Raw genomic sequence first — 21,397 nt, forward strand, 5'->3', positions numbered from 1 at the left:
TCGGACCCAAGTTTCTGTAGCGATCGCTAGTTTAATCCGGTACCGTTCTTTCCATAATGATCGCTAAAGAAATCAGGGGGTTCGCCATGAGCACCGCCACGTCCCGTTCCGCCTACGCCCGCACCGTCCGCAAGGAGAGCGGCGGCCCCGGCCTGCTGCTGGCCCACGGGGGCGGCGGATCGGTGGAGTCCAACTTCGGGCCGGTCCTCGAAGAACTCGCCGCCGCCCACAGCGTCGTCGGCGTCGACTACCCCGGCACCGGGGGCACGCCGAAGGCCGAAGAACCGCTCGAACTGGACGAACTGGCCGACCAGTTGGTGGCCGCGGCCGACGCCGAAGGGCTGGAGCGGTTCGCCGTCCTCGGCTACTCCCTCGGCGGGAACGTCGCCCTGCGCCTCGCCGCCCGGTACCCCGAGCGGGTGACCGCGCTCGTGCTCACCGCCACCTTCGCCCGGGCCGGCAACCGGCTCAGGCTGGTCGCCGACCTCTGGTCGGGGCTCGCCGCGCGCGGCGAGAACGAGCTGCTGGCCCGGCTGCTGGTGCCGCTCGCCCTCAGTCCGGCCGCGCTCGAGGGACTGACCCCGGATCAGACCGAGGAACTGGTGCGGCAGACCGCGGCAACGATCCCGCCCGGGAGCGGTGACCACGTCGACCTGATCCGTGGGGTGGACCTGCGCGCGGAGGCCGCGGGGATCCGCGTACCGGCCCTGGTCATCGGGACCACCGAGGACCGGCTCGTCCCGCTCGCCCTTCAGCGGGAGCTGGCGGACACCCTGCCGGGCGCCCGGTTCGCGGAACTGCCCACCGGGCACCTCCCGTTCACCGAGCGACCGGCGGAATGGGCGGCGCTGATCACCGGGTTCCTGGCGCGCTGAGGAAGGCCAGCCGGGCCCGCTTGGCGGGCAGGTACACCTCCGGGAGGTCGATCTCCGGGAGTTCGACCTCCGGGCCGAGTGCGAAACCGGTCCGCTCCAGGCGGGCGATGGCCTTGTCGTTGCGGGCGTCCGGCTCGGCGACCACGCGCCGGGTCGCCGGGTCGGTGAAGAGGAACGCCAGGAAGACCGTCACCAGGGCCGCGCTGAAGCCGCGCTCCGGGGCCCCTTCGCCGGGGCCGATGAGCAGGTGCACCCCGACGTCCCCGGGCCGGACCTCGTAGCACTCGCCGACCCGGTCCTCGGCGCAGTCGTACGTCTGGAACAGCGCGACCGGCACCCCGTCGCGGGCCACGAGGAACGCGTGGTGCGTGGTGCGGCGGTCGACGTCCTCGTAGATCTCCCGGACCAGTTCGCGGCTCGCTCCGCCCATGCCCCAGAAGCGGGCCCGCTCCTGGGTGACCCAGCCGTGGATCAGCGCGGAGTCGGCGGCCGGGTCGACGGGGGTGACGGTGACCGTGCCGAAGCCGTCGACGGGGTGGGTGTACACGGGCTGCCGGGGCGTGCTCATATCGATTCCTTGGTGAGGCGGGTCCAGTCGGTGACGACGGGGACGAGTTCGCACCGCGCCCACAGGGGGAGCTGGTCGCGGTGGTGGGGGGTGCCGGTGACGCCGTCCGCGCTCAGCGGGACCGCCCAGAGGCTGTCCTCGCGGCGGCCGAGGTCCCAGACGTAACGGGCCGCCGACGCGCGGGCGGTGAGGTCGGTGAAACCGGGGACGGAGGAGGTGGCGTTCACGCAGTCGTGGTCGCCGCCGAGGCCGGGCCACCGGGCCTCCGGATCGGGGAGCGCCGACCAGGGGGCGAGGCGGTGGACCTCCGCCCAGGGGGTGTCGGGGGCCGCGGCCGCCGCCGTCTCCTCCAGGGCGGCGCGGACGTGGGCCGCCCGGTCGAGGCCGGGGAGCAGCGGCGTGGTGAGCAGGCCTTCGAGGGCGTAGCCGATCCGGGGGACCAGGTACAGCCAGGGGTGGAACACCTCCGGGCCGGACGGGGCGCCGGCCAGGTCCGCGAAGACGGGGTCGGCGGCGAAGCGGCGTACGGTCGCGGTCCGGAAGGCCGCGAAGACGGTGGCGTCGGCACTGTCGGCCGCCATGTGCCGGTCCCAGGCCAGCAGTCGGGCGCGCAGCGCCGCCGCGGCCGGCGTCAGGTCCCGGAAGGCGGGCAGCAGGGCGAGCAGCGGCTCGGCGGAGGCCAGGTAGGTGTCCGCGTGCACGTGGGCCATCGCCTTCGGAGACCAGTCCGCGGAGCCGCTGAGCAGCTCGCGGATGCGGTCGGCGCGGTGCGGGGGCGCGAACTCCACACCGAGGGGCGAGGCGATCCCGCGCGCGTTCGCCATGACGGCGAAGCCCTGCACCGGCTCGGCGGGGGTCTCGGCCCAGCCGTCCCGCCAGGCGTGGCGCGGGTCCCAGGCGGGCACCGGGCGCAGCCGGTTGGCGCCGTCGCGCAGCGGCACGGCGCCGGCGACGCGGTGCAGCAGGCCGCCCCGGGAGTCCGCGGCGTGGACGACGTTGACGGGCTCGGCCCAGCCGTCGAGGGCGCGGTCGATGTCGGCGACGGTACGGGCGCGCAGGAGGGCGGGGAGAGCGGCGAAGCCGAGGTCCCGGCGGACGCGGGGCGGATAGCGGAGGGAGAGGCTCTCTCCGGCGGTCCCGCTGCCGGTACCGGCGTGGTCCGCACGCACGATCACCGGGCCGCGGGCGGTCTCCAGGACCTCGACCTCGACGTCCTCGCCGCCGGCGACGGTGATCGTCTCGGTGTGCCGGTGGACGGGCTCCCAGACGCCCTCGGGGCCCAGTGCCTCCACGCCCGCACCGTCGGCCGTGGGCCTCAACCGCTCGGTGTACAGGTCCTGGTAGTCGGCCATCGCGTTGGTGATGGCCCAGGCGGCGCTGCCGGTGTGCCCGAAGTGGCCGAGGCCGGGTACGCCGGGGACGGCGAGGCCGAGGACGTCGTAGTCCGGACAGGAGAGACGTATCTGCTGGTAGACGCCCGGGTCCTCGATGAACCGGTGCGGGTCGCCGGCGATGATCGCCGCACCGCCGGCGGTGCGGTCGCCCGGCACCAGCCAGCCGTTGCTGCCGGCGGTGCCGGGGCCGTCCGTGGCGAAGAGGGTGGCGGCGTCGTCGCCGAGGGCGCGGGCCACGCGCTCGCGCCACAGCTTGGTCGCGAAGCCGGCGAACAGGATGTGCGTGGCGATCCACACGGAGAGCGGGACCCACGGCTCCCAGGGGGCCGGGACCAGGCCGGTGCGGGCGAAGCGCTCGTCGCGGGCGGCGCCGGCGGCCAGCCCGTCGTTGACTCCGTCGACGTACGCGCCGACCCAGGCGGCCGTGCGCGCGTCCAGGGCCTCGTGGCAGCGGCGGCCGGTGTCGTCGAGCCGGCCTTGGCGGGCGAAGGTGTCCCAGGCCACGGAGTCCGCGCCGAGGAAGGAGGCGCTGGAGCCCTGGGCGCGGTGGCGTTCGACCTCCAGCTGCCAGGCGCGGTCGAAGGCGGTGACGCGGCCCTGGGCGTAGGCGAGGGTGAGGTCGTCGGAGGCGCGCAGGTGGGGGATGCCCCAGGGGTCGCGGAAGACCTCGTGGCTTCCGTACCGGTCGGCTCTGCTGGCACTGCTCTCGCTGGTCACACGCTCACACTCTTCCCCGAAATAAATTAGGTAAGGCTCGCCTAACTATAGAGGTGTCGGGGGAGGGGTCAGAGGAGGGGTCGAGCGGCAGCGGTCGGTCAGGGCTGTAAAGGGGCAACGTGGCCGGAGAGCGTGCAGGCGGGTGGGGCCCCGATTTCCCTCGTTCGACGCTAGGACAGCCCCCGGCCCCACGCACCCGGTGGGGCCGACCCGCCGTGCCCCGCCCCTCAGGCTCCCGTGGTCCCGTCGATCGCCTCGCGGAGGAAGTCGGCGTGGCCGTTGTGGCGGGCGTACTCGTGGATGAGGTGCAGCATCAGCACGCGCAGCGAGGCCTCCTTCTCCCAGCGCGGCACGAACGCCGTCACGTCGAGGGACGGGGCCTGGGCCTCGATGCGGCGGGAGTGGGCCAGCTCCGCCTCCCACGCGCCGAACGCCTCGGCACGGCCGGAGCCGGAGGCGTCGTAGGCGGCCTGGAAGTCGTGGCAGTCCGACCACAGGTGCGGGAGGTCCTCGCCGTTCACGACCCGGCGGAACCAGTGCCGCTCGACCTCGGCCATGTGCCGGACCAGGCCCAGCAGGGACAGGGTGGACGGCGGCATCGAGGCGCGGCGCAGCTGCTCGTCGGTGAGGCCTTCGCACTTCCAGGCGAGGGTGGCCCGGTGGTAGTCGAGGTAGGCGCGCAGGGTTTCGCGCTCGTCGCCCGTGAGGGGCGGGGGGATGCGCTCGGCGGGTTCCATGCGGGTGATCCTTCCCGCCGGCCCGGCGCAGGGGAAGGCCTTTCCTCGGTTCGAGGAACCCTTCCGGCCCCGCCGGAGAATGGTCCGGCCGCCCCCGCCGGTCGCTGCCGGACTTGACCACTCGCCAAGATCATCTCTGCTCTGAGGTGTCGCTCACCGGGCGGTGGGGCGGGGACCCCGTTGCCGTCTGCTCACACCCGGGGGACTGCATGTCCCGTACCGCTCGCCTGAGCGCTGCCGCCGGCCTGGCCGTTCTGCCGGCCGCCGCCTCCGCCGTGGCGACCCCCGCCGGGCCCACGAACCGGTCACGACAGACAGGGCTCCCTCGAGTCGAGGGGCCCTGCCTCGGCGCGCCCGTCCGGTGCGCGCCTACGGTCGCGTCCACACGTACGGGACGGTCACGCCGAGCACCCCGAAGCCCAGCCGCTCCAGGATCGGGCGGCTGTCCGCCGACGCGTCCACCTGGAGGTACGGGATGCCCCGTTCCGCCGCGATACGGGCGCGGTGCGCGACCAGCAGCCGGTAGATGCCGCGGCCGCGCCACTCGGGGACCGTGCCGCCGCCCCACAGTCCCGCGAACGAGGTCCCCGGCCGCATCTCCATCCGGGCCGCGCTCACCGGGGTGCCGCCCGCCATCGCCACGACGGCGGCGAGGGACTCCGGCTCGTCCCGCAGCAGGGCCAGCAGCAGCTCCCGGATCCGCGGCCGCTCGGTTCCGAAGGCCCGCTTGTGGACCTCCATCATCAGGTCCACCCCGGCGTCGTCGGTGACCACCCGCAGGGTGATCCCCTCCGGCGGTTCCACCGGCAGTCCGGCGAGTTCGGACACCCGGCCCACCATCAGCGTCTCGGGCGGTTCCGGCACCAGGCCCGCCGCCCGCAGCCGCTCGCCCAGGTCCGCCGGGCGGTCGTGGTCGTAGAGCTTCCACTCGAACTCCGGTGCACCGCACCCGGCAAAGTACGCGACCTGCGCCGCGATCTCCGCATCCGCCGTGTCCGCGTCGAGGTCCGACCAGAGCACGCCGTTCCAGCCGAGCGCGGGCGCGGTCTGCCGTACGACCGGGCCCACCCGCTCCACCCGGGCCCGGGCGGAGTCCGGCTGCGCGTCGCGGCGCATCCCGGCGTCGTACGCGGCGCGGGCCTTGTCCAGTTCATCGAGATCCATCGTCATCGCGCCACCCGATCAGTGTCCGGCCCGCCGCACAACTGCATTAGCCTCACCCCGTGAACGACGACTCCACCATCTACACCGGCAAGGCGGCCCCCGACGCGGCCGCCGACCGCGGCTGGCTCCTCGGCCACTTCAAGGACCCCGCCGACCCCCGCCACAGCGCGGACGTGGAGATCAAGTGGGGCGTCCACGCCAAGGGCGAGGAGCGCGAGCGCTGGGCGACCGCCGAGCGGCGCACCGCGCTGCTGGTGCTGATCAGCGGGCGCTTCCGGCTGGAGTTCCCGGGGCGGACGGTCGTCCTCGCCGAGCAGGGGGACTACGTGGTCTGGGGGCGCGGGGTCGACCACTCCTGGTACGCGGAGGAGGACGCGGTGGTCCTCACCGTCCGCTGGCCTTCCATCCCGGGCTACCGGGTCGACGAGCCCGACGCCCGCGACGACCACGACGCCCGCGACGACCGTGACGAGGAAAGGTCCTCCGTTCACGCCCTGGGGTGACCTCGGTCCGGCCATTCCCCGCATCGCTGTGACGATGCACACGAAAGGGACCAACGATCACGAAACGCTGAGATCGTGGCGGTGTATATCCAAGTTGAAGAGTTGTGCGTTCTTTGCGACGGGCTGTCCCCGGTAAAGATCCGAACCACCAGGGAGCACGTCCGTTGGCAGCAATCGCACGGTGGTGCATGCGGCACCGACTCCTCGCCGTACTGATCTGGCTGCTCGCGCTGGGCGGGACGGCAGCGGCCGCGACGACCGCCGGATCGGCCTTCTCCAACGACTACCAGGTCCCCGGCACCGAATCCGGCAAGGCCGACGACCTCCTGCGCGAGGGCTTCCACGGATACGGCGGAGACACGGACACCGTCGTGTGGCGGGCGCCGGCGCACCAGAGCGTCCGCACCCCCGCCGTGCAGGAGCGCATGGCCCGGGCGCTGGACGCCATCGGCCGTCTCCCCGGCGTCGGATCGGTCGCCGGCCCCTACGGGCCCGCCCCCGAGAGTGCCGCGCAGATCAGCCGCGACGGGCGCACCGCCTACGCCGTGGTCACCTTCGACCGGCAGGCCGACTCCGTACCCAGGGCCCAGGCCAAGGCGGTCGTCGACGCGGCGAAGAACCCCGCCACCGAGACCGACGGCCTCCAGGTGGAACTCGGCGGCCGCGCCATCGGCCTCACCGAGGCCCCCACCGCCCACGTCGCCGAGGTCATCGGCGTCGCCGTCGCGGCCCTGGTCCTCTTCCTGGCCTTCGGCTCGCTTGCCGCGAGCCTGCTGCCCATCGCGACCGCGCTGGTGAGCGTGGGCACCGCGTACTTCGGCATCACCCTGCTCGGCCACGCGATGGCGGTCGCCGACTTCGCCCCGATGCTCGGCACCCTCATCGGCCTCGGTGTCGGCATCGACTACGCCCTGTTCATCGTCACCCGGCACCGCAAGGGCCTCGCCCGCGGACTGCCGGTGGAGGAAGCCGCCGAGAACGCCGTCGCCACCACCGGCCGGGCCGTCGTCTTCGCCGGAGCCACCGTCTGCATCGCGCTCCTCGGCATGCTGGTGCTGCGGCTGAACTTCCTGAACGGCGTCGCGATAGCGGCCTCCGTGACCGTGGTCCTGACGGTCGCGGCCTCCGTCACCCTGCTCCCCGCCCTCCTCGCCGTCATCGGCCCCCGCGCGCTCTCCCGCCGCGAGCGCCGCAGGCTCGCCGCCGAGGGCCCGCAGCCCGAGCGGACCACGGGCTTCGCCGTCCGCTGGTCGGCCTTCGTGGAGCGGCACCCCACCCTGCTCGGGGCCTTGGCCACCGTCGTCATGCTGGTGCTGGCGCTGCCCACGCTCTCCCTCCACCTGGGCACCTCCGACCAGGGCAACAACCCGGCCGCCTCCACCACCCGGCAGGCGTACGACCTGCTGGCGGAGGGGTTCGGCCCCGGCACCAACGGCCCGCTCACCGTCGTGGCCCGGCTCGACGGAGCCGGCGACCGCCTCGCGGTCGACCACCTCGCGCAGGCCCTCCGTACGACGAAGGGCGTCGCCTCCACCGGCCCGGCCGTCTTCAACCGGAGCGGGGACACCGCCGTCCTGACCGTCGTACCGGACTCCGCCCCCCAGTCCCGGGCCACGAGCGACCTCGTCGACACCCTCCGCCAGGACGTCATTCCGCGTGCCGGGCGGGGCAACTCCATGGAGGTCCACGTCGGCGGTGTGACCGCCGGCTACGACGACTTCGCCGAGGTCATCATCGGGAAACTGCCCCTGTTCGTGGGCGTGGTCATCGCCCTGGGCTGCCTCCTGCTGCTGCTGGCCTTCCGCTCGATCGGCATCCCGGTCAAGGCGGCGGCCATGAACGTCGCCGCCGTCGCCTCCTCCTTCGGAGTGGTCGTGGCGATCTTCCAGTGGGGCTGGGGCAGCGAACCGCTGGGCCTGGGCAGCGCGGGACCGATCGAACCCTTCCTGCCCGTGATCATGGTGTCCGTCCTCTTCGGACTGTCGATGGACTACCAGGTCTTCCTCGTCAGCCGGATGTACGAGGAGTGGCTGGAGACCGGTGACAACAGGCGGGCCGTCCGCGTCGGCCTCGCCGAGACCAGCCGGGTCATCAACTCGGCGGCCGTCATCATGATCTCCGTGTTCCTGGCGTTCGTGCTCAGCGGCGACCGGATCATCGCGATGTTCGGCATCGCGCTCGCCGCGGCCGTGGCCCTGGACGCCTTCGTCCTGCGCACCCTGCTCGTCCCGGCCCTGATGCACCTGCTCGGCGGCGCCAACTGGTGGCTTCCCGCCTGGCTCGAGCGGCGGCTTCCCAAGATCAGCATCGAGCCCCCGGACCGCCGTCCGCATGGGACACTTCCGGCACAGCGGCCGAGCGCAGACACCGCGGAGCCGGCTGGAACCGTATCCGTGTCCCGCTGACCAGCCGTAAGGACTCCCCGCATGTTCGCGATAGACCTGGCCGAAGACGCCCAGCTCAAGCCGCTGGAGGTGTGGCACGCCGAGGAGTTCCTCGCCCACATGGACCGCGGCCGCGAGTACATCGGCCAGTACGTGGGCTTCCCCGACCGCGCCACCGACCTCGAGTCGGCGCGGGAGCTGCTCCGCACCAACGCCGAGAAGGCCGCGAACGACGGCACCCGGTTCTTCGGCATCTGGGTCGAGGGCACCCTTGTCGGCGGCGTGCTCTACCCGGCCTTCGACGCCGCCGCCGGCAACTGCGAGGTCGGCTGCTGGCTGGAGCCCGCCGCCGCCGGGCGGGGGCTGGTCACCGCCGCCTGCCGGGTGCTCATCGACTGGGCCTTCAACGGGCGCGGCATGCACCGGGTGGAGTGGCACGTCGCCACCGAGAACAAGAAGAGCATCGCCGTCGCCGAGCGGCTGGGCCTGACCCGCGAGGGTGCCATGCGCGAGAACCACCTGCACCGGGGCGTGCGCCAGAGCACCGAGGTCTGGTCGGTCCTCGCCCACGAATGGCCGGCCGTCCGGTCCGCCTGAGCCGTCGTCGGGCCCCGCCGTCGCGGGGCCCGGCGCATTTCTCATGAACCTCTCAGACGGGCCGCCTACGGTGCCCCGCATGGACACCACCAAGACCCCCGCCCCGAACGCCGTCGACCTGGACAAGGCCGACGCCGACGCCCCGGCCGCCGCCGCTGACCTCGACCTCGACCGGGACCCGGCCGCGGACGCCGAACCGGAGGACGAGGAGCTCGCGTCGGAGCCGGCCGAGTCCGAGCAGCCGAGCCATGTCGCAGCCGCAGCCTCCGCGATCGTGGCCGCCGGGCTCTCCGTCGTCGCCCTGAGCGGGAGCTGGGTCGCGGGCATCGTGTCCGAGCGCACGAGCATCACCGGCCGCCTCGAACTGACCCAGGCCGCCGACGCCAACGCGCAGATCGCCGCGCAGTTCGTCGGCCCCTGGCACAGCACGGCCCTCGTGAACGGCATCTTCTCCACCCTCGCCCTGATCATCGCCGTCTTCGTGCTGGCCCTCCCCGCCTTCAGCACCCCCGAGCGCCACCTCCCCACCTGGGTGCGGTCCGTCTCCTGGGCGTCCATCGCCCTGGGCGCCCTCGGCATCCTGCTCTTCGTCCTCATGTACTTCGACCTCCTCCTCGCCGTCCCGAAGGCAGCCGGCTGAGAACGCCGAACGTCATACGGGGGAATGCTCGACATGGCCGACAGGGCTGAGATGGCGCACGGGCGGCTGGACGAGCACCGCCGCCGGCACGGATTCCGTACGTTCGCGGAGATGTCGGAGCTCGCCGAGACGAACACCCTCTTCGACCTCGGCTCCACGCTGATCGCCAAGGACGCCGAGATCGGCTCGGGCAACGTCTTCTACCCCGGCGTCATCGTGCGCTGCGAGGGCGGCGATTGCGTCATCGGGCGCGACAACACCTTCTTTCCCTCGACCGTCCTGCTGGCCGGGGCGGGCGGCCGGATCACCATCGGCGACGCGTGCACGTTCGGACCGGGCGGGGTGCAGATCAAGGCCAACCGTCCCGGCACCGAGCTCCGCGTCGAAGACCGGGTGCGCGTCCTCAACGGAGCCGAGATCGTCGGCGCCAGCCTCCTCGGCAGCGGTTCGCAGATCATCGGTGCTGTCGCGGCACAGAGCGTCCGGCTCGGCGCGGGCGACGACTTCGAGGGCCCCGACCCCGACACCAGAGGCGCCGTCCTCAAGGGCTTCGGACTCGCCCGCGGCCTGCGGCTGGAGGCCGGTGAGGTGGTCAACGGGAGCGGCGACTTCGCCGCCGCTCCCGTCGAACGCCAGCTCTCCTACCACCCGAGGGCCGCACGGTGAAGGCACCAGCCGTGCGGGACCTCCCCGGGCTGCGACTGGGGCTCGGCCTCATCGGCATCGGCCGTCCATGGCCCCGAGCCACCAACCCCGTCTGCCCGCCCGAGCAGGCGTGGGCCCTGCTCGACCGGGCCATCGGCCTGGGCATCCGCTTCTTCGACACCGCCGCGGCCTACGGCAGCAGCGAACGCGTCCTGGGCGAATACCTGCGCCATCTGCCGCCCGGCGGCCGCGAGGAACTGCTCGTCGCCACCAAGTGCGGCGAGGTGTGGCCGCCGCATGCCGGCTCCGCCCCCGTCGACCACTCGGTGGGCGCGCTGGAGGCCAGTCTGGAGCGCTCGATCGAGCTGCTGGGCCGGATCGATCTGCTCCAGCTGCACAAGTGCGGCGTGGACGACATGCGGGACGACGCCCTCCTCGCGTGGTTCGCCTCTCTGCGGGCGACCGGCCTGGTCGGTGCGATCGGCGTCAGCGTCTCGACGCCGGAGGCTCTGCACGCAGCCGTCGCCGCCGACGTGTTCGACACGCTTCAGTTCCCCGCGAACGAGACGGCCACCTCCCTCTCGGACGCCTTCGGACAGGGGCGCTCCGAATGCCTGCCGCTCCTCAACCGCCCCATGGCCTCCGGGGCGCTCACCGAAGCACCCAACCCGTTCCGCTTCCACGCGGCCGCGTTCCCGCGCGGAGTCGTGCTGACCGGTACGGCGAACGCGGCTCACCTCGAGCGGAACAAGGCGCTCTTCGACGAGGCGACAACGGCCTGACCGCCGGCTGCGCCACGCCACCGCCGGGGCGGTAAGGCAGCTCCCCAGTACCGGGCAGCGCCCCTGGGGAACGACGGCCACCGCCTAAGGACCCCTGGCGCCGCGAGATGCGGCATGCGCCCGATGCCCCGGCCACCCCTGGGAAGCGAAGCTTGGATCACACCGAACGAGGTGCCGAGAAACGCAATCCAGGGAGTACGACATGTTCGAGTACGAGATGGCCGCAGCCCGCAGCGCCGACCTCATCCGCCAGGCCGACGCGTACCGCCTGATGCGGGAGGCCAAGAAGGCGGCGAACGCCTCGTCGCGAAGCCAGGAACGGGAAGGGACGGTGAGAGGGCTCCGGAGCCGCTTCGCCCGCGCCGCGTAACCCGCGTCGCGACCCGTGTGGACCGGCACGTGATGAGGAGCGCACCGATAACGAGTGCCGCCGGGCAGGGGGCCTGTGCGATGCTCGGCGGCGTGGAGACCAGATCTGTCAGCCCGGTGTTCGTCGGCCGCGCCGACGAACTGGCCGTACTCACCGACGCACTGACCCGCGCCGCCGACGGGGAACCGCAGGCGATGCTCATCGGCGGCGAGGCAGGGGTGGGCAAGACCCGCCTCACCGAGGAGTTCCTTTCCGAAGCGACCCGCCGCGGCGCCGTCGTCGCCGTCGGAGGCTGTGTGGAGATCGGGGCGGAGGGGCTTCCCTTCGCCCCGTTTTCGACCGCCCTGCGCACCCTGCACCGCCGGCTCCCCGGCGAGCTGGCCGCCGCCGCGGGCGGTCAGGAGGACGAACTCGCCCGGATACTCCCCGAGCTGGGCGACACCCCGCGCGGCCCGCACGACGAGGAGAGCACCGCCCGGCTCTTCGAGCTGACGGCCCGGATGCTGGAGCGGCTCGCCGCCGAGCGCACCCTGGTCCTCGTCCTGGAGGACCTGCACTGGGCGGACACCTCCACCCGGCACCTGCTCTCCTACCTCTTCCGTTCGCTCGCCGGCGGCCGGCTCGTCGTCGTCGCCACCTACCGCGCGGACGACGTCCACCGCCGCCACCCGCTGCGCCCCCTCCTCGCCGAACTGGACCGGCTCCGCACCGTCCGGCGCATCGAGCTGCCCCGCTTCAACCGGGCCGAGGTGCGCCGCCAGCTCGTCGGCATCCTCGCCACCCAGCCCGACGAAGCCTTCGTGGACTCCGTCTTCGACCGCTCCGACGGCAACGCCTTCTTCGTCGAGGAACTCGTCGCCTCCCGGGAGAACGGCTGCCGCGCCGGCCTCACCGAATCCCTGCGCGACCTGCTCCTCGTCCGTGTCGAGGTGCTCCCCGACCAGGCCCAGCGCGTGGTCCGCCTCGTCGCCGAGGGCGGATCCACCGTCGAGTACCCGCTGCTGCGCGCCGTCGCCGGGCTCACCGAGGACGAGCTGATCGAAGCCCTGCGCGCCGCCGTCGGAGCCAACATCCTCCTCGCCACCCCCGACGGGGACGGCTACCGCTTCCGCCACTCGCTGGTCCGTGAGGCAGTCAGCGACGACCTGCTGCCCGGCGAGCGGTCCCGCGTCAACCGCCGCTACGCCGAGGCCCTGGAGGCCGACGAGTCCCTGATCCGGGCCGAGGAGCGGATCATCCGGCTCGCCAGCCACTGGTACCACGCGAACGACTCGGCCAAGGCACTGCCCGCCGTGCTCGCCGCCTCCGTTGCCGCCCGCCGCCGGCACGCCTACTCCGAGCAACTGAGGCTCCTGGAGCGGGCGGTGGACCTGTGGGACAGCACGCCGGGCGAGGTCCGCGAGGCGCTGCGCCCGGCGGACTACACCGATGTGTACCCGCCGTGCGGCTGCGACCCGGAGGTCAAACCGCTCCAGCACCTCGACCTGCTGGCGGAGGCGACCGTCGCGGCCCGTTTCGGCGGAGAGCGCGAGCGCGCACTGAAGATCACCAAGCTCGCCCTGCGCACGCTGGAGGACGACCACGATCCGCTGCGCGCCGCCTGGTTCTGGAGCGAGCGGTCCACGCTCGTCGCCAGCCTCGCCCGCGGTGACGGCTGGGACGAACTCGCCAAGGCCCAGGACCTCGTCCGGGGCCTGCCGCCCTCGCAGGTCCACGCCCAGGTGCTGGTCCGGGCCGCGGGCTGGGGCATGCTCCACAACCCGGGCCCCGACAACCTCGCCGCCGCCGAACGCGCCGTCGCCTACGCGCGGATGGTCGGCGCCGAGGAGATAGAGCTCAACGCCCGGATCACGCTCGGCTGCCTGCTCACCGACACGGGCGACCCCGAACTCGGCTTCGCCGAGCTGCACGCGGTCAGGAAGCGCGCCACGGAACTGGACCTCACCGTGCTCGCTGGTCGTGCGCATATCAACCTCACCTCTCAGCTGGAAGCCATGGGACGCTCTTCGGAGGCGGTCGAGCTGGCCGAGGAAGGCGCCAAACTCGTCCGCAAGGCCCGGTTGCTGGACACCGAGGCCTGGCTGCGCGGCAATCTGGCGGAGAGCCTCTACAGCCTCGGCCGCTGGGACGAGGCCGCCGAAGCGGCCCGGCGGACCCTGCTCGTCGGCCAGAGCGCGGCCCCGCGCGGCTCCGCCGCCGCGCGGCTGGCGTATCTGGCACTGGCCCGCGGCGAACTGACCGAGGCGGCCCACCAGCTCGCCGCCGCCCACGCGCACTTCGGCACGCACGACACCCAGCCCCAGCACCGGATCCCGCTGTTCCGCCTCGCGGTCGGCATCGCCGCGGGGGAGGGCCGGATCGCCGACGTCCGCGCCGAGATCGCCGCCGCCGTCGCGTACGGGTTCCCCCTCGGACAGCACCGCTACGCGTGGCCGCTGCTGCTCGCCGCCGCCTCCGCCGAAGCGGACGCCCGCGGGCTCCCCGCCGTCGAGGCCGGCCGGGACGCCGCACTGGACGTGTTGCGCGACGCCGCCCGCCATCTCGCCGCCCCGGTACCGGTGTGGGCCGCCCACGCCGAATACCTCCGCGCCGAACTGCTCCGGGCGCAGGCCCTGGACACCGTCGCCGACTGGACCGCCGTCGAGGAGGCCGTCCGCCCGCTGGAGCGCCCGTACCTGCTGGCCAGGGCCCGCCACCGGCTCGCGGAAGCCCTGCTGGCCGCAGGAGGCGACCGCGAGTCCGCGGCCGACCTGCTGCGCGCGGCCCACGCCACCGCCGACGGGCTCGGCTCACGCCGGCTGCGTGAGGACCTCGCCCTGCTGGCGCAGAGAGCCCGGCTCCCGCTCACGGCCGGAGCCACACCCGCGGAGCCGCCCGTACCGCAGGCGGACCCGGTCGAGGCGCTCGGCCTGACCAGCCGCGAGCGGGACGTCCTGCGCCTGGTGGCGGCCGGCAGCACCAACCGCAAGATCGCCGAGGAGCTCTTCATCTCCCCGAAGACGGCCAGCGTGCACGTCTCGAACATCCTGGCGAAGCTGGGTGTCGCGGGCCGGGGCGAGGCGGCCGCCGTCGCCCACCGGCTGCGCCTCTTCGCCCCCGCCGGGCCGGTCAGTGCGCAGCCGGAGGCTGCTCCTCGAGGCGTATGAGCACCGTGCCGGAGTCGAGGTCTATCGGACCCCGTCCCGGGTCCCCGTCATCGACGTCGACCCGGGACAGCTCCAGCCGCTTCTTCTCTTCCTCCGTGTGCTTGCGCCCCGGAGCGAACAGTTCCTCGATCATGTTGAACACCGCGTCCACCGCACCTTTCGTCCCCCGCCGGGGATATGCCGGTCACCGCACCGTCAGTGTCAGGATCCTGTCGTCGCCCGCTTCCGGCGACCCGCGCCCGTCCGTCTCGCTCGTGACCAGCAGCAGCTTGTCCCCGCCAAGGGCCAGCACCGTGCGCAGCCGGCCGTACTTCCCCTCCAGGAAGGCCTCGGGCTCCGCCACGGGCACCGCCCCGGCCAGCGGGATCCGCCACAGCCGGTTGCCCTTCAGCCCGGCCATCCACACGGACCCCTCCGCCCAGGCGATCCCGCTGGGCGAGGCCTCATCGGTCTTCCACACCGCCACCGGATCCCGGAAGCCCGGTCTGCCGGCCTTCCCCTCGGCCTCCGGCCAGCCGTAGTTCGCGCCCGGCTCGATCAGATTCAGCTCGTCCCAGGTGTGCTGGCCGAACTCGGCCGCCCACAGCCTCTTGTCCTTGTCCCAGGCGAGCCCCTGCACATTGCGGTGACCGTAGGAGTAGACGACGGAATCCGCCTCCGGATTGCCGTGCACCGGATCCCCGTCCGGGGTCATCCGAAGGATCTTGCCGCCCAGCGACTTCTTGTCCTGCGCGAGCCCCGTCTCACCGGTCTCGCCCGTCCCCGCATAGAGCATTTTGTCCGGGCCGAAGGCGATCCGGCCGCCGTTGTGGATCAGACCCTTGGGGATGCCCCGGAACACCGTGTCGGGGGCGCCCAGTTGCTGCCCGGCAGGCCTCTGCTCGTCATAGCGCATCCGGGCGATGCGGTTGTCGGACTCGGTCGTGAAGTACGCGTACACCAGCCGGTCGGAGGCGAACGAGGGCGACAGCGCCAGCCCCAGCAGCCCGCCCTCCCCGCCCGGCGCCACCCCCGGCACTTTCCCGATCTGCGTCTCCGTGCCCGAGCCCACCGCGACCCTGCTGATCGTCCCCTTGTCCCGCGAGGCCACCAGCAGGTCCCCGCCCGGCAGCGGGACCACCCCCCACGGGGACTCCAGCCCCTTGGCGACCTCGCCGGTCACCGTGACGGCGCCCTTGGCCGGCGGCCCGGCGGCCTCCGGCGAGGCGGACGCTCCCGCCGAGCCCGGAGCCGAGGCCCCCGGTGATCCGGGGCCCGGCGAGGCCGTCCCCGGTGGAGAGCCGCCCGACCGCGCCCCGGGGCCGCCCTCCGGCGAGCATCCCGCCGCCAGCAACGCCCAGCACCCGGCCAGCGCGACCGCCGCCGGCACACGGCGACGCCCCGCGCCCCGCCCCACGCACCCCGTGGACTCCGCGTTCCTGACGCGCCCCACGGTCCCCACCCGTCCGTATCGCATCGCCCTGCTCCCTTCCGGTCCTCCGATCGTGCCCTTCACCTGTCTCAACAGCCCGGACACTTCGCGAAGTTCCGTCACTCGTACACCCGATCGAGTGGTTGTGGGTCAGTCCCAGGCCTCCACCGCGACCGGCAGCGCCGCGATCTCGGCCAGATCACCGGCCGTGAGCCGGACCTCCGCCGCCCGGGCGTTCTCCGCCGCCCAGTGCGCGCGGTCCGCCCCCGGCACCGGAACCACCTGCGGCCCCTGCGCCAGCACCCACGCCAGCGCCACCTGCGCGGCCGTGACCTCGGGTCCGTGCCGCTCCGCCACCCGCCGCAGTCCCGCCACCAGCCCCTGGTTCGAGGCCATCGCGTACGCCGTGAACCGCGGATGGCGGGCCCGTACGTCCTGCGACTCGAAGCCCTCGCCCGGCGTGAGCGTCCCGGTCAGGAACCCGCTGCCCAGCGGCATCGCCGCCAGGAACCCCACTCCGCGCGCCGCGCACCACGGCAGCAGCTGCCACGCCGCCTCCGGCGACCACACCGACAGCTCCGCCTGTACCGCGCTCACCGGGAACACCTGCTGCACTCGCTCCAGGTGCCGCACGGTCGTCGCGTACGCCCGGTCCCCGCGCCGCCCCGCCCCCGGCCCGGCTCCCGCACCCAGCGCGCAGAACCCGAGCGCCCGCACCTTCCCCGCGCCCACCAGCTCCGCCATCGCCCCCCAGGTCTCCTCCACCGGCACGTCCGGATCCACCCGGTGCAACTGGTAGAGGTCTATGACATCGGTCCGCAGCCGCCGCAGCGAGGCGTCGCAGGCCCGCCGCAGGTAGCCGGGCCGCCCGTCGGCCACCACGTGCTGATCACCCGCCCGCAGCCCGACCTTGGCCGAGACGAACGCCTCGGACCGCCGCTCCCGCAGCACCCGCCCCAGCAGCAGCTCGTTGGTGAACGGCCCGTACACATCGGCCGTGTCCAGCAGGTTCGACCCCAGGTCCAGCGCCGCGTGCACGGCGGCCAGCGACTCCTGACCCCGCCGGCGCGAAGGCGCGTACGCCCAGCTCATCGGCATGCAGCCGAGCCCGATGGCGCCCACCGTCAGCGCCCCCGCCCCGATCGCCCTGCGCTCCACCCGTGCGTCCCCCTCCCGCTACCGCCCCCCAAACTAACGGCTTGATCCGTATTCCTTTGGCATAGCCTCCTGATCATGACCGCAAAGACCGCCGACGTCTGGCTCCCGTTCCCCGCCGAGGAGATCGAAGGCCTCCCCGACACCTTCCGCTACCGCCTCTGGGACGGCGAGGACGCCTTCCCGGCGGATCCGGCCGACTGCCTCTTCTACGTCACGCCGTACATGAAGTCCCCCGAGGTCACCGTCCGCCCGCTGGCGGCGATGACCGCCCTGCGGGTCGTGCAGACCCTGACCGCCGGCATCGACCACGTCCTCGGCGGACTCGGCGACCTGCACCCAGGCGTACGGCTCTGCAACGCGGCCGGGGTCCACACGGCGAGCACCGCCGAGCTCGCCCTCACCCTGGTCCTCGCCTCGCTGCGCGGCATTCCCCGCATGGTCCGGGGCCAGGACCGCGAGGAGTGGCACGGCGGCTTCTACGAGGCCCTCGCCGACAAGTCCGTCCTGATCGTCGGCTACGGATCCATCGGCGCGGCCGTCGAGGACCGGCTCGCGCCCTTCGAGTGCGGCCGGGTCGCCCGCGTCGCCCGGACCGCGCGCGACAGCGCCCGCGGGCCCGTCCACGCCCTGGCCGACCTGCCCGAACTCCTGCCGCGGGCCGATGTGGTGATCCTCACGACGCCGCTGACCGAGGCGACTCGCGGGCTGGCCGGGGCCGCGTTCCTGGGCCGCATGAAGGACGGCGCCCTGCTCGTGAACGTGGCACGCGGCCCCGTCGTCGACACCAAGTCCCTGCTGGCGGAGGTGGAATCAGGCCGGCTGCGCGCGGCGCTCGACGTCACCGACCCGGAACCGCTGCCCGCCGGACACCCGCTCTGGCATGCTCCGAACGTCCTGATCACGCCTCACGTCGGCGGCAGCAGCTCGGCCTTCGAGCCCCGCGCCAAGCGCCTGCTGGCGCGCCAGCTCGCCCGGTTCGCCGCCGGACAGCCCGTGGAGCACACGGTGCTGATCACCGAGTGACGCCTGATGCGCACGCTCCGCGGTCATCCGGATGCGCTCTGTGGGTACAACTCCCCTCCTGGTAACGGAGAGTAGAGAAACTATGTCCCTGAGTGACGAAAGTGGTGTATCGTCCGGAAGAAGGGGCTGCGCCACGAACGTCTGGCGCTGGGGAGTGATCGGACACTTTGGGGGGCGACGGGCGATGCACGGCCAATGGACGAAGGATCCGATGCGGCACAGCCGCCGGAGGCGACGCTGCCGAGACTGGGCTGCGCCGGAACCAGCCGGCGAGGGGGACCGGTGAGTGCCCCGGGGGCGGCGCTCCTGAACCGTCCGTCCCTCTCGGGCGGAGGCAAGGGTCTGGCGATGCAGCTGCTCCTGGCGTTGATCAGCGGCGGGTACGCCGTCGGTGCCGCCCTCAACTGGGGGTCCGAGGAAGTCGCAGAGATCATGGGCGACTTCGGGCTCAGCGCGGCCGGCTTACTGGCCGCGGTCTCCTGCTACACCTACGCGCGGGCCATCGACAGCCGTGAACGCCCCGCCTGGCTGCTCTTCGCCTTCTCCTCGCTGATGGGCGCCGGCGGAAACGCCGTCTGGGGCTGGTACGAGGTGATCCTCGGGGAAGCCGTGCCGAAGCCCTCGCTCGCCGACTTCGCCTTCCTCTGCTTCGCCCCGCCCGCCATCGTGGGCCTGCTCGTCCTCGCCAAACGGCCCGTCACGCGCGCGGGCTGGGTGTGCCTCGGGCTCGACTCCTGGCTCATCGGCGGCTCGCTGCTCACCCTGTCCTGGAGCCTGGCCCTCGCCCACGCGGCGCGGACCGCCCAGTCCGGTGCCCCCGGCAGCGTCCCGCGCGCCGCCCTCTCCCTCGCCTACCCGCTCCTGGACATCGCGCTGGTCTCGATGGTCCTGGTGTTGCACTTCCGGCGCTCCGAGACCAACCGCTCTGCCGTCAACACCGCCATCGCCGCCCTCGCGCTGACCGTGCTCAGCGACGCCCTGTTCACCTCGCCGCTGCTCAGCGCCGGGTACCAGTCCGGGCAGCTGCTCGACGCCGGCTGGTTCGCGGGCTCCCTGCTCCTCGCCTACGCCCCCTGGGGGGCCCGGCGGGTCCACCCCGGCCCGGAGCCCGCCGGCCATCCGCGCGCGGGCCACCCGCGCGCCGAGCGGCCGCACAGCCGTCCGATCACCGGGTCGCTGCCAGCGCTCACGCCCTACCTCGCGGCCGCCGTGTGCACCCTGGGGATCCTCTACAACGTCGTGGACGGCCGGAAGGTCGATCGGATGGTCGTCTTCACGGGCTGCACGGTCGTGCTCGCCCTCGTCATCCGCCAGGGCATCATGCTCCTCGACAACATCGCGCTGACCCAGGAACTGGCCCAGAAGGAGAACCACTTCCGTTCCCTGGTCCAGGGCTCCAGCGACGTGATCATGATCGCCGCGCCCACCGGCACCCTGCGCTACGTGAGCCCCGCCGCCGCGGGGGTCTACGGCCGCGAGGCGGAGGAGCTCGTCGGCACCGAGCTCGCCACCCTGATCCACCCCGACGACCTCGGACGGGTGGTCCACGAAGTGCGCCGCTTCCTCGCCGCACCGCCCACCGAGGAGCCCACCACCCGCATCGAGTGCCGGTTCAAGTCGGGCGGCGGCGAGTGGCTCAACGTGGAGTCCACCGTCAACCGCCACCAGGGCGGGCTCATCCTCAACAGCCGGGACGTCACCGAGCGGGTCCGGCTCCAGGCCCAGCTCCAGCACAGCGCGGAACACGATCCGCTCACCGACCTGCCCAACCGGGCGCTGTTCACCCGCCGGGTCCGCCAGGCCCTGACCGGCCGCCGCGCGGGCGACCACAGCACCGCCGTGCTCTTCATCGACCTCGACGGCTTCAAAGCCGTCAACGACACCATCGGCCACCAGGCGGGCGACGAACTGCTCATCGAAGCCGCGCGCCGGCTCCAGGACTCGGTCCGGGCCGGGGACACCGCCGCCCGGCTCGGCGGAGACGAGTTCGCCGCGCTGATCCTGGGCGACGGCAGCCGCGACCGCAGCGCCCGCGAGTACCAGGTGCACGAGATCGCCGACCGGCTGCGCACGACCCTCTCCCAGCCGTACCGGATCGCCGGCAGCGAGGTCCGGGTCGCCGCCAGCATCGGCGTGGCCTTCGCGGACCCCGGCATCACCCCTTCGGACCTGATGCGCAACGCGGACCTGGCGATGTACCGGGCCAAGGCGGGAGGCAAGGACCGCGTCGAGATGTACGCCCCGCAGATGCAGGCCGAGGTCGTACGGAAGGCCGAGCTCGCCGGGCGGCTGCGGACGGCACTGCACGAGGGCGAGTTCGCCCTGCTGCACCAGCCCGTGGTGTCGCTGGCCACCGGCGAGGTGGCGGCAGTGGCGGCGCAGGCCCGATGGCGCTCAGCCCAGGGCATCCTCTTCACCCCGGCGGAGTTCCTCCGGGTGGCCGAATACAGCGAGGGCGGCGCGGCCGGGGGCGGCCCCGACGCCTCGCGCACAGCCGAGCTCGGGCGCTGGCTGCTGGAGGAGGCCGTGGAGCAGGCCGCCGACCGGCACCGGGCCGGGCACGACGTGCCCGTGGCCGTCCGGATGACCGCACAGCGGCTCCTCGACCGCGCCATGCCCCTGGGCTCCGTGGAAGCCCTGCTGACCCGCCACGGGCTGCCCTCCGGGGCCTTGATCCTCGAGCTCGCCGTATCCGACCCCAGAGTGCCCTTCGACGACCTGGAGCGCCGTCTGACGGCCCTGCACCGGCTCGGGGTGGGAATCGCCCTCGACGGCTTCGGCAGCGGTTACGCCGCCATCAGCGCCCTGCGGCGCCTCCCGGTGGACATGCTCAAGCTGGACCGCGGCCTGGTGGAAGGGGTCGTCGAGTCCGCCCGCCTCCACAAGATCACCGCAGGATTGTTGCGGATCGCAAACGACCTCGGCATGCGGTCCGTCGCCGACGGGGTGGATCTTCCCGAGCAGGTCCAGGCGCTGCGTGCCATGGGCTGCACCCACGGCCAGGGAATGGCCTTCTCCGGACCGCTCGACGAATACAGGCTGCGCCGCGCGCTCGTGCGCGGTACTTTCCCAGTACCGGGTGGAGCGGTCCAACCCGCCCTGGCCGGAGGTTCGCCCGGGGGCTCGATGGCCATCCGCAGAGGCTCACATAATGAGACGCCCGTCCCACCTACTTGACATCACCCTCCCGCCGGAGGGAGGGTCAATGCCATGCGCACCCGAATTCTCGTACTTGGAAAGCGCGTCGGCTGAAGCCGGGACCAGCATGTCCCCGCTCCACGCA

Annotated in this window: 18 protein-coding genes; 11 read left to right on the plus strand and 7 right to left on the minus strand. The window is 73.1% G+C overall.

Translation table 11 applies throughout. The annotated features are described in order from the left end of the window. The first annotated feature begins 86 nt into the window (after positions 1-86). Positions 87-875, plus strand: a complete 789-nt coding sequence (locus tag ACIP5M_RS19150) for an alpha/beta fold hydrolase (RefSeq protein WP_401198444.1) — start codon at positions 87-89, stop codon at positions 873-875. Here the strand turns inward: ACIP5M_RS19150 and ACIP5M_RS19155 are convergent. The 4 genes from ACIP5M_RS19155 to ACIP5M_RS19170 all read right to left on the minus strand — a co-directional run bounded on the left by ACIP5M_RS19155 (position 853) and on the right by ACIP5M_RS19170 (position 5,455). Further along, positions 853-1,443 carry a GNAT family N-acetyltransferase gene (locus ACIP5M_RS19155; RefSeq protein ID WP_401198446.1) on the minus strand — a complete coding sequence of 197 codons (591 nt, stop codon included), beginning with the start codon at positions 1,441-1,443 and terminating at the stop codon, positions 853-855. The two genes, ACIP5M_RS19150 and ACIP5M_RS19155, sit on opposite strands and share 23 nt — an antisense overlap. After that, the gene (locus ACIP5M_RS19160) at positions 1,440-3,554 is read right to left on the minus strand and encodes a penicillin acylase family protein (protein ID WP_401198448.1); all 2,115 of its coding nucleotides are present in this window, start codon (positions 3,552-3,554) and stop codon (positions 1,440-1,442) included. Before ACIP5M_RS19160 ends, ACIP5M_RS19155 begins: the two co-directional genes overlap by 4 nt. A 227-nt stretch (positions 3,555-3,781) precedes the next feature. Continuing rightward, positions 3,782-4,291, minus strand: a complete 510-nt coding sequence (locus tag ACIP5M_RS19165; protein WP_401198450.1) for a DinB family protein — start codon at positions 4,289-4,291, stop codon at positions 3,782-3,784. 369 nt (positions 4,292-4,660) lie between these two features. Then, entirely contained in the window at positions 4,661-5,455 is a 795-nt protein-coding gene (locus tag ACIP5M_RS19170) for a GNAT family N-acetyltransferase (protein WP_401198557.1), read from the minus strand. Between the two features lie 59 nt (positions 5,456-5,514). On the opposite strand from ACIP5M_RS19170, the gene ACIP5M_RS19175 reads away from it, so the two are divergent. The 8 genes from ACIP5M_RS19175 (at position 5,515) to ACIP5M_RS19210 (ending at position 14,522) form a co-directional block, all read left to right on the plus strand. Further along, positions 5,515-5,958 (plus strand): signal peptidase I, encoded by a 444-nt coding sequence (locus ACIP5M_RS19175; protein WP_401198452.1) that lies wholly within the window; start codon positions 5,515-5,517, stop codon positions 5,956-5,958. Between the two features lie 164 nt (positions 5,959-6,122). Then, positions 6,123-8,363 (plus strand): MMPL family transporter, encoded by a 2,241-nt coding sequence (locus ACIP5M_RS19180; protein ID WP_401198454.1) that lies wholly within the window; start codon positions 6,123-6,125, stop codon positions 8,361-8,363. A gap of 21 nt (positions 8,364-8,384) precedes the next feature. Further along, positions 8,385-8,939 (plus strand): GNAT family N-acetyltransferase, encoded by a 555-nt coding sequence (locus ACIP5M_RS19185; RefSeq protein ID WP_401198456.1) that lies wholly within the window; start codon positions 8,385-8,387, stop codon positions 8,937-8,939. Between the two features lie 79 nt (positions 8,940-9,018). Beyond that, positions 9,019-9,579, plus strand: a complete 561-nt coding sequence (locus tag ACIP5M_RS19190; RefSeq protein WP_401198458.1) for a hypothetical protein — start codon at positions 9,019-9,021, stop codon at positions 9,577-9,579. A gap of 33 nt (positions 9,580-9,612) precedes the next feature. Then, positions 9,613-10,245 (plus strand): hypothetical protein, encoded by a 633-nt coding sequence (locus ACIP5M_RS19195; protein WP_401198460.1) that lies wholly within the window; start codon positions 9,613-9,615, stop codon positions 10,243-10,245. Then, positions 10,242-11,006 (plus strand): aldo/keto reductase, encoded by a 765-nt coding sequence (locus tag ACIP5M_RS19200; RefSeq protein WP_401198462.1) that lies wholly within the window; start codon positions 10,242-10,244, stop codon positions 11,004-11,006. The genes ACIP5M_RS19195 and ACIP5M_RS19200 overlap by 4 nt, the downstream gene beginning before the upstream one ends. A gap of 202 nt (positions 11,007-11,208) precedes the next feature. Next, positions 11,209-11,376, plus strand: coding sequence for a hypothetical protein (locus tag ACIP5M_RS19205; RefSeq protein WP_401198464.1), 168 nt, complete (start codon positions 11,209-11,211; stop codon positions 11,374-11,376). 80 nt (positions 11,377-11,456) lie between these two features. Next, the gene (locus tag ACIP5M_RS19210; RefSeq protein WP_401198559.1) at positions 11,457-14,522 is read left to right on the plus strand and encodes an AAA family ATPase; all 3,066 of its coding nucleotides are present in this window, start codon (positions 11,457-11,459) and stop codon (positions 14,520-14,522) included. Here ACIP5M_RS19210 and ACIP5M_RS19215 read toward each other — a convergent pair. The 3 genes from ACIP5M_RS19215 to ACIP5M_RS19225 form a co-directional block, all read right to left on the minus strand. Beyond that, positions 14,485-14,664 (minus strand): DUF6191 domain-containing protein, encoded by a 180-nt coding sequence (locus ACIP5M_RS19215; RefSeq protein ID WP_401198560.1) that lies wholly within the window; start codon positions 14,662-14,664, stop codon positions 14,485-14,487. The genes ACIP5M_RS19210 and ACIP5M_RS19215 overlap by 38 nt on opposite strands. Before the next feature lie 42 nt (positions 14,665-14,706). Beyond that, positions 14,707-15,978 carry a PQQ-dependent sugar dehydrogenase gene (locus tag ACIP5M_RS19220; RefSeq protein ID WP_401198466.1) on the minus strand — a complete coding sequence of 424 codons (1,272 nt, stop codon included), beginning with the start codon at positions 15,976-15,978 and terminating at the stop codon, positions 14,707-14,709. Between the two features lie 105 nt (positions 15,979-16,083). After that, a complete protein-coding gene (locus ACIP5M_RS19225) occupies positions 16,084-17,091 on the minus strand; it encodes an aldo/keto reductase (RefSeq protein ID WP_401198467.1) in 1,008 nt (335 codons plus the stop codon). 75 nt (positions 17,092-17,166) lie between these two features. Here ACIP5M_RS19225 and ACIP5M_RS19230 point away from each other — a divergent pair, with 75 nt between their 5' ends. Together ACIP5M_RS19230 and ACIP5M_RS19235 are read left to right on the plus strand one after the other, a co-directional pair. Continuing rightward, positions 17,167-18,114 carry a 2-hydroxyacid dehydrogenase gene (locus ACIP5M_RS19230; RefSeq protein WP_401198469.1) on the plus strand — a complete coding sequence of 316 codons (948 nt, stop codon included), beginning with the start codon at positions 17,167-17,169 and terminating at the stop codon, positions 18,112-18,114. Positions 18,115-18,396: 282 nt separating this feature from the next. Beyond that, entirely contained in the window at positions 18,397-21,291 is a 2,895-nt protein-coding gene (locus ACIP5M_RS19235; RefSeq protein ID WP_401198471.1) for a putative bifunctional diguanylate cyclase/phosphodiesterase, read from the plus strand. Positions 21,292-21,397: the final 106 nt, after the last annotated feature.

The sequence above is a fragment of the Streptomyces sp. NPDC088762 genome, assembly GCF_044750905.1.
Taxonomy (GTDB): domain Bacteria; phylum Actinomycetota; class Actinomycetes; order Streptomycetales; family Streptomycetaceae; genus Streptomyces.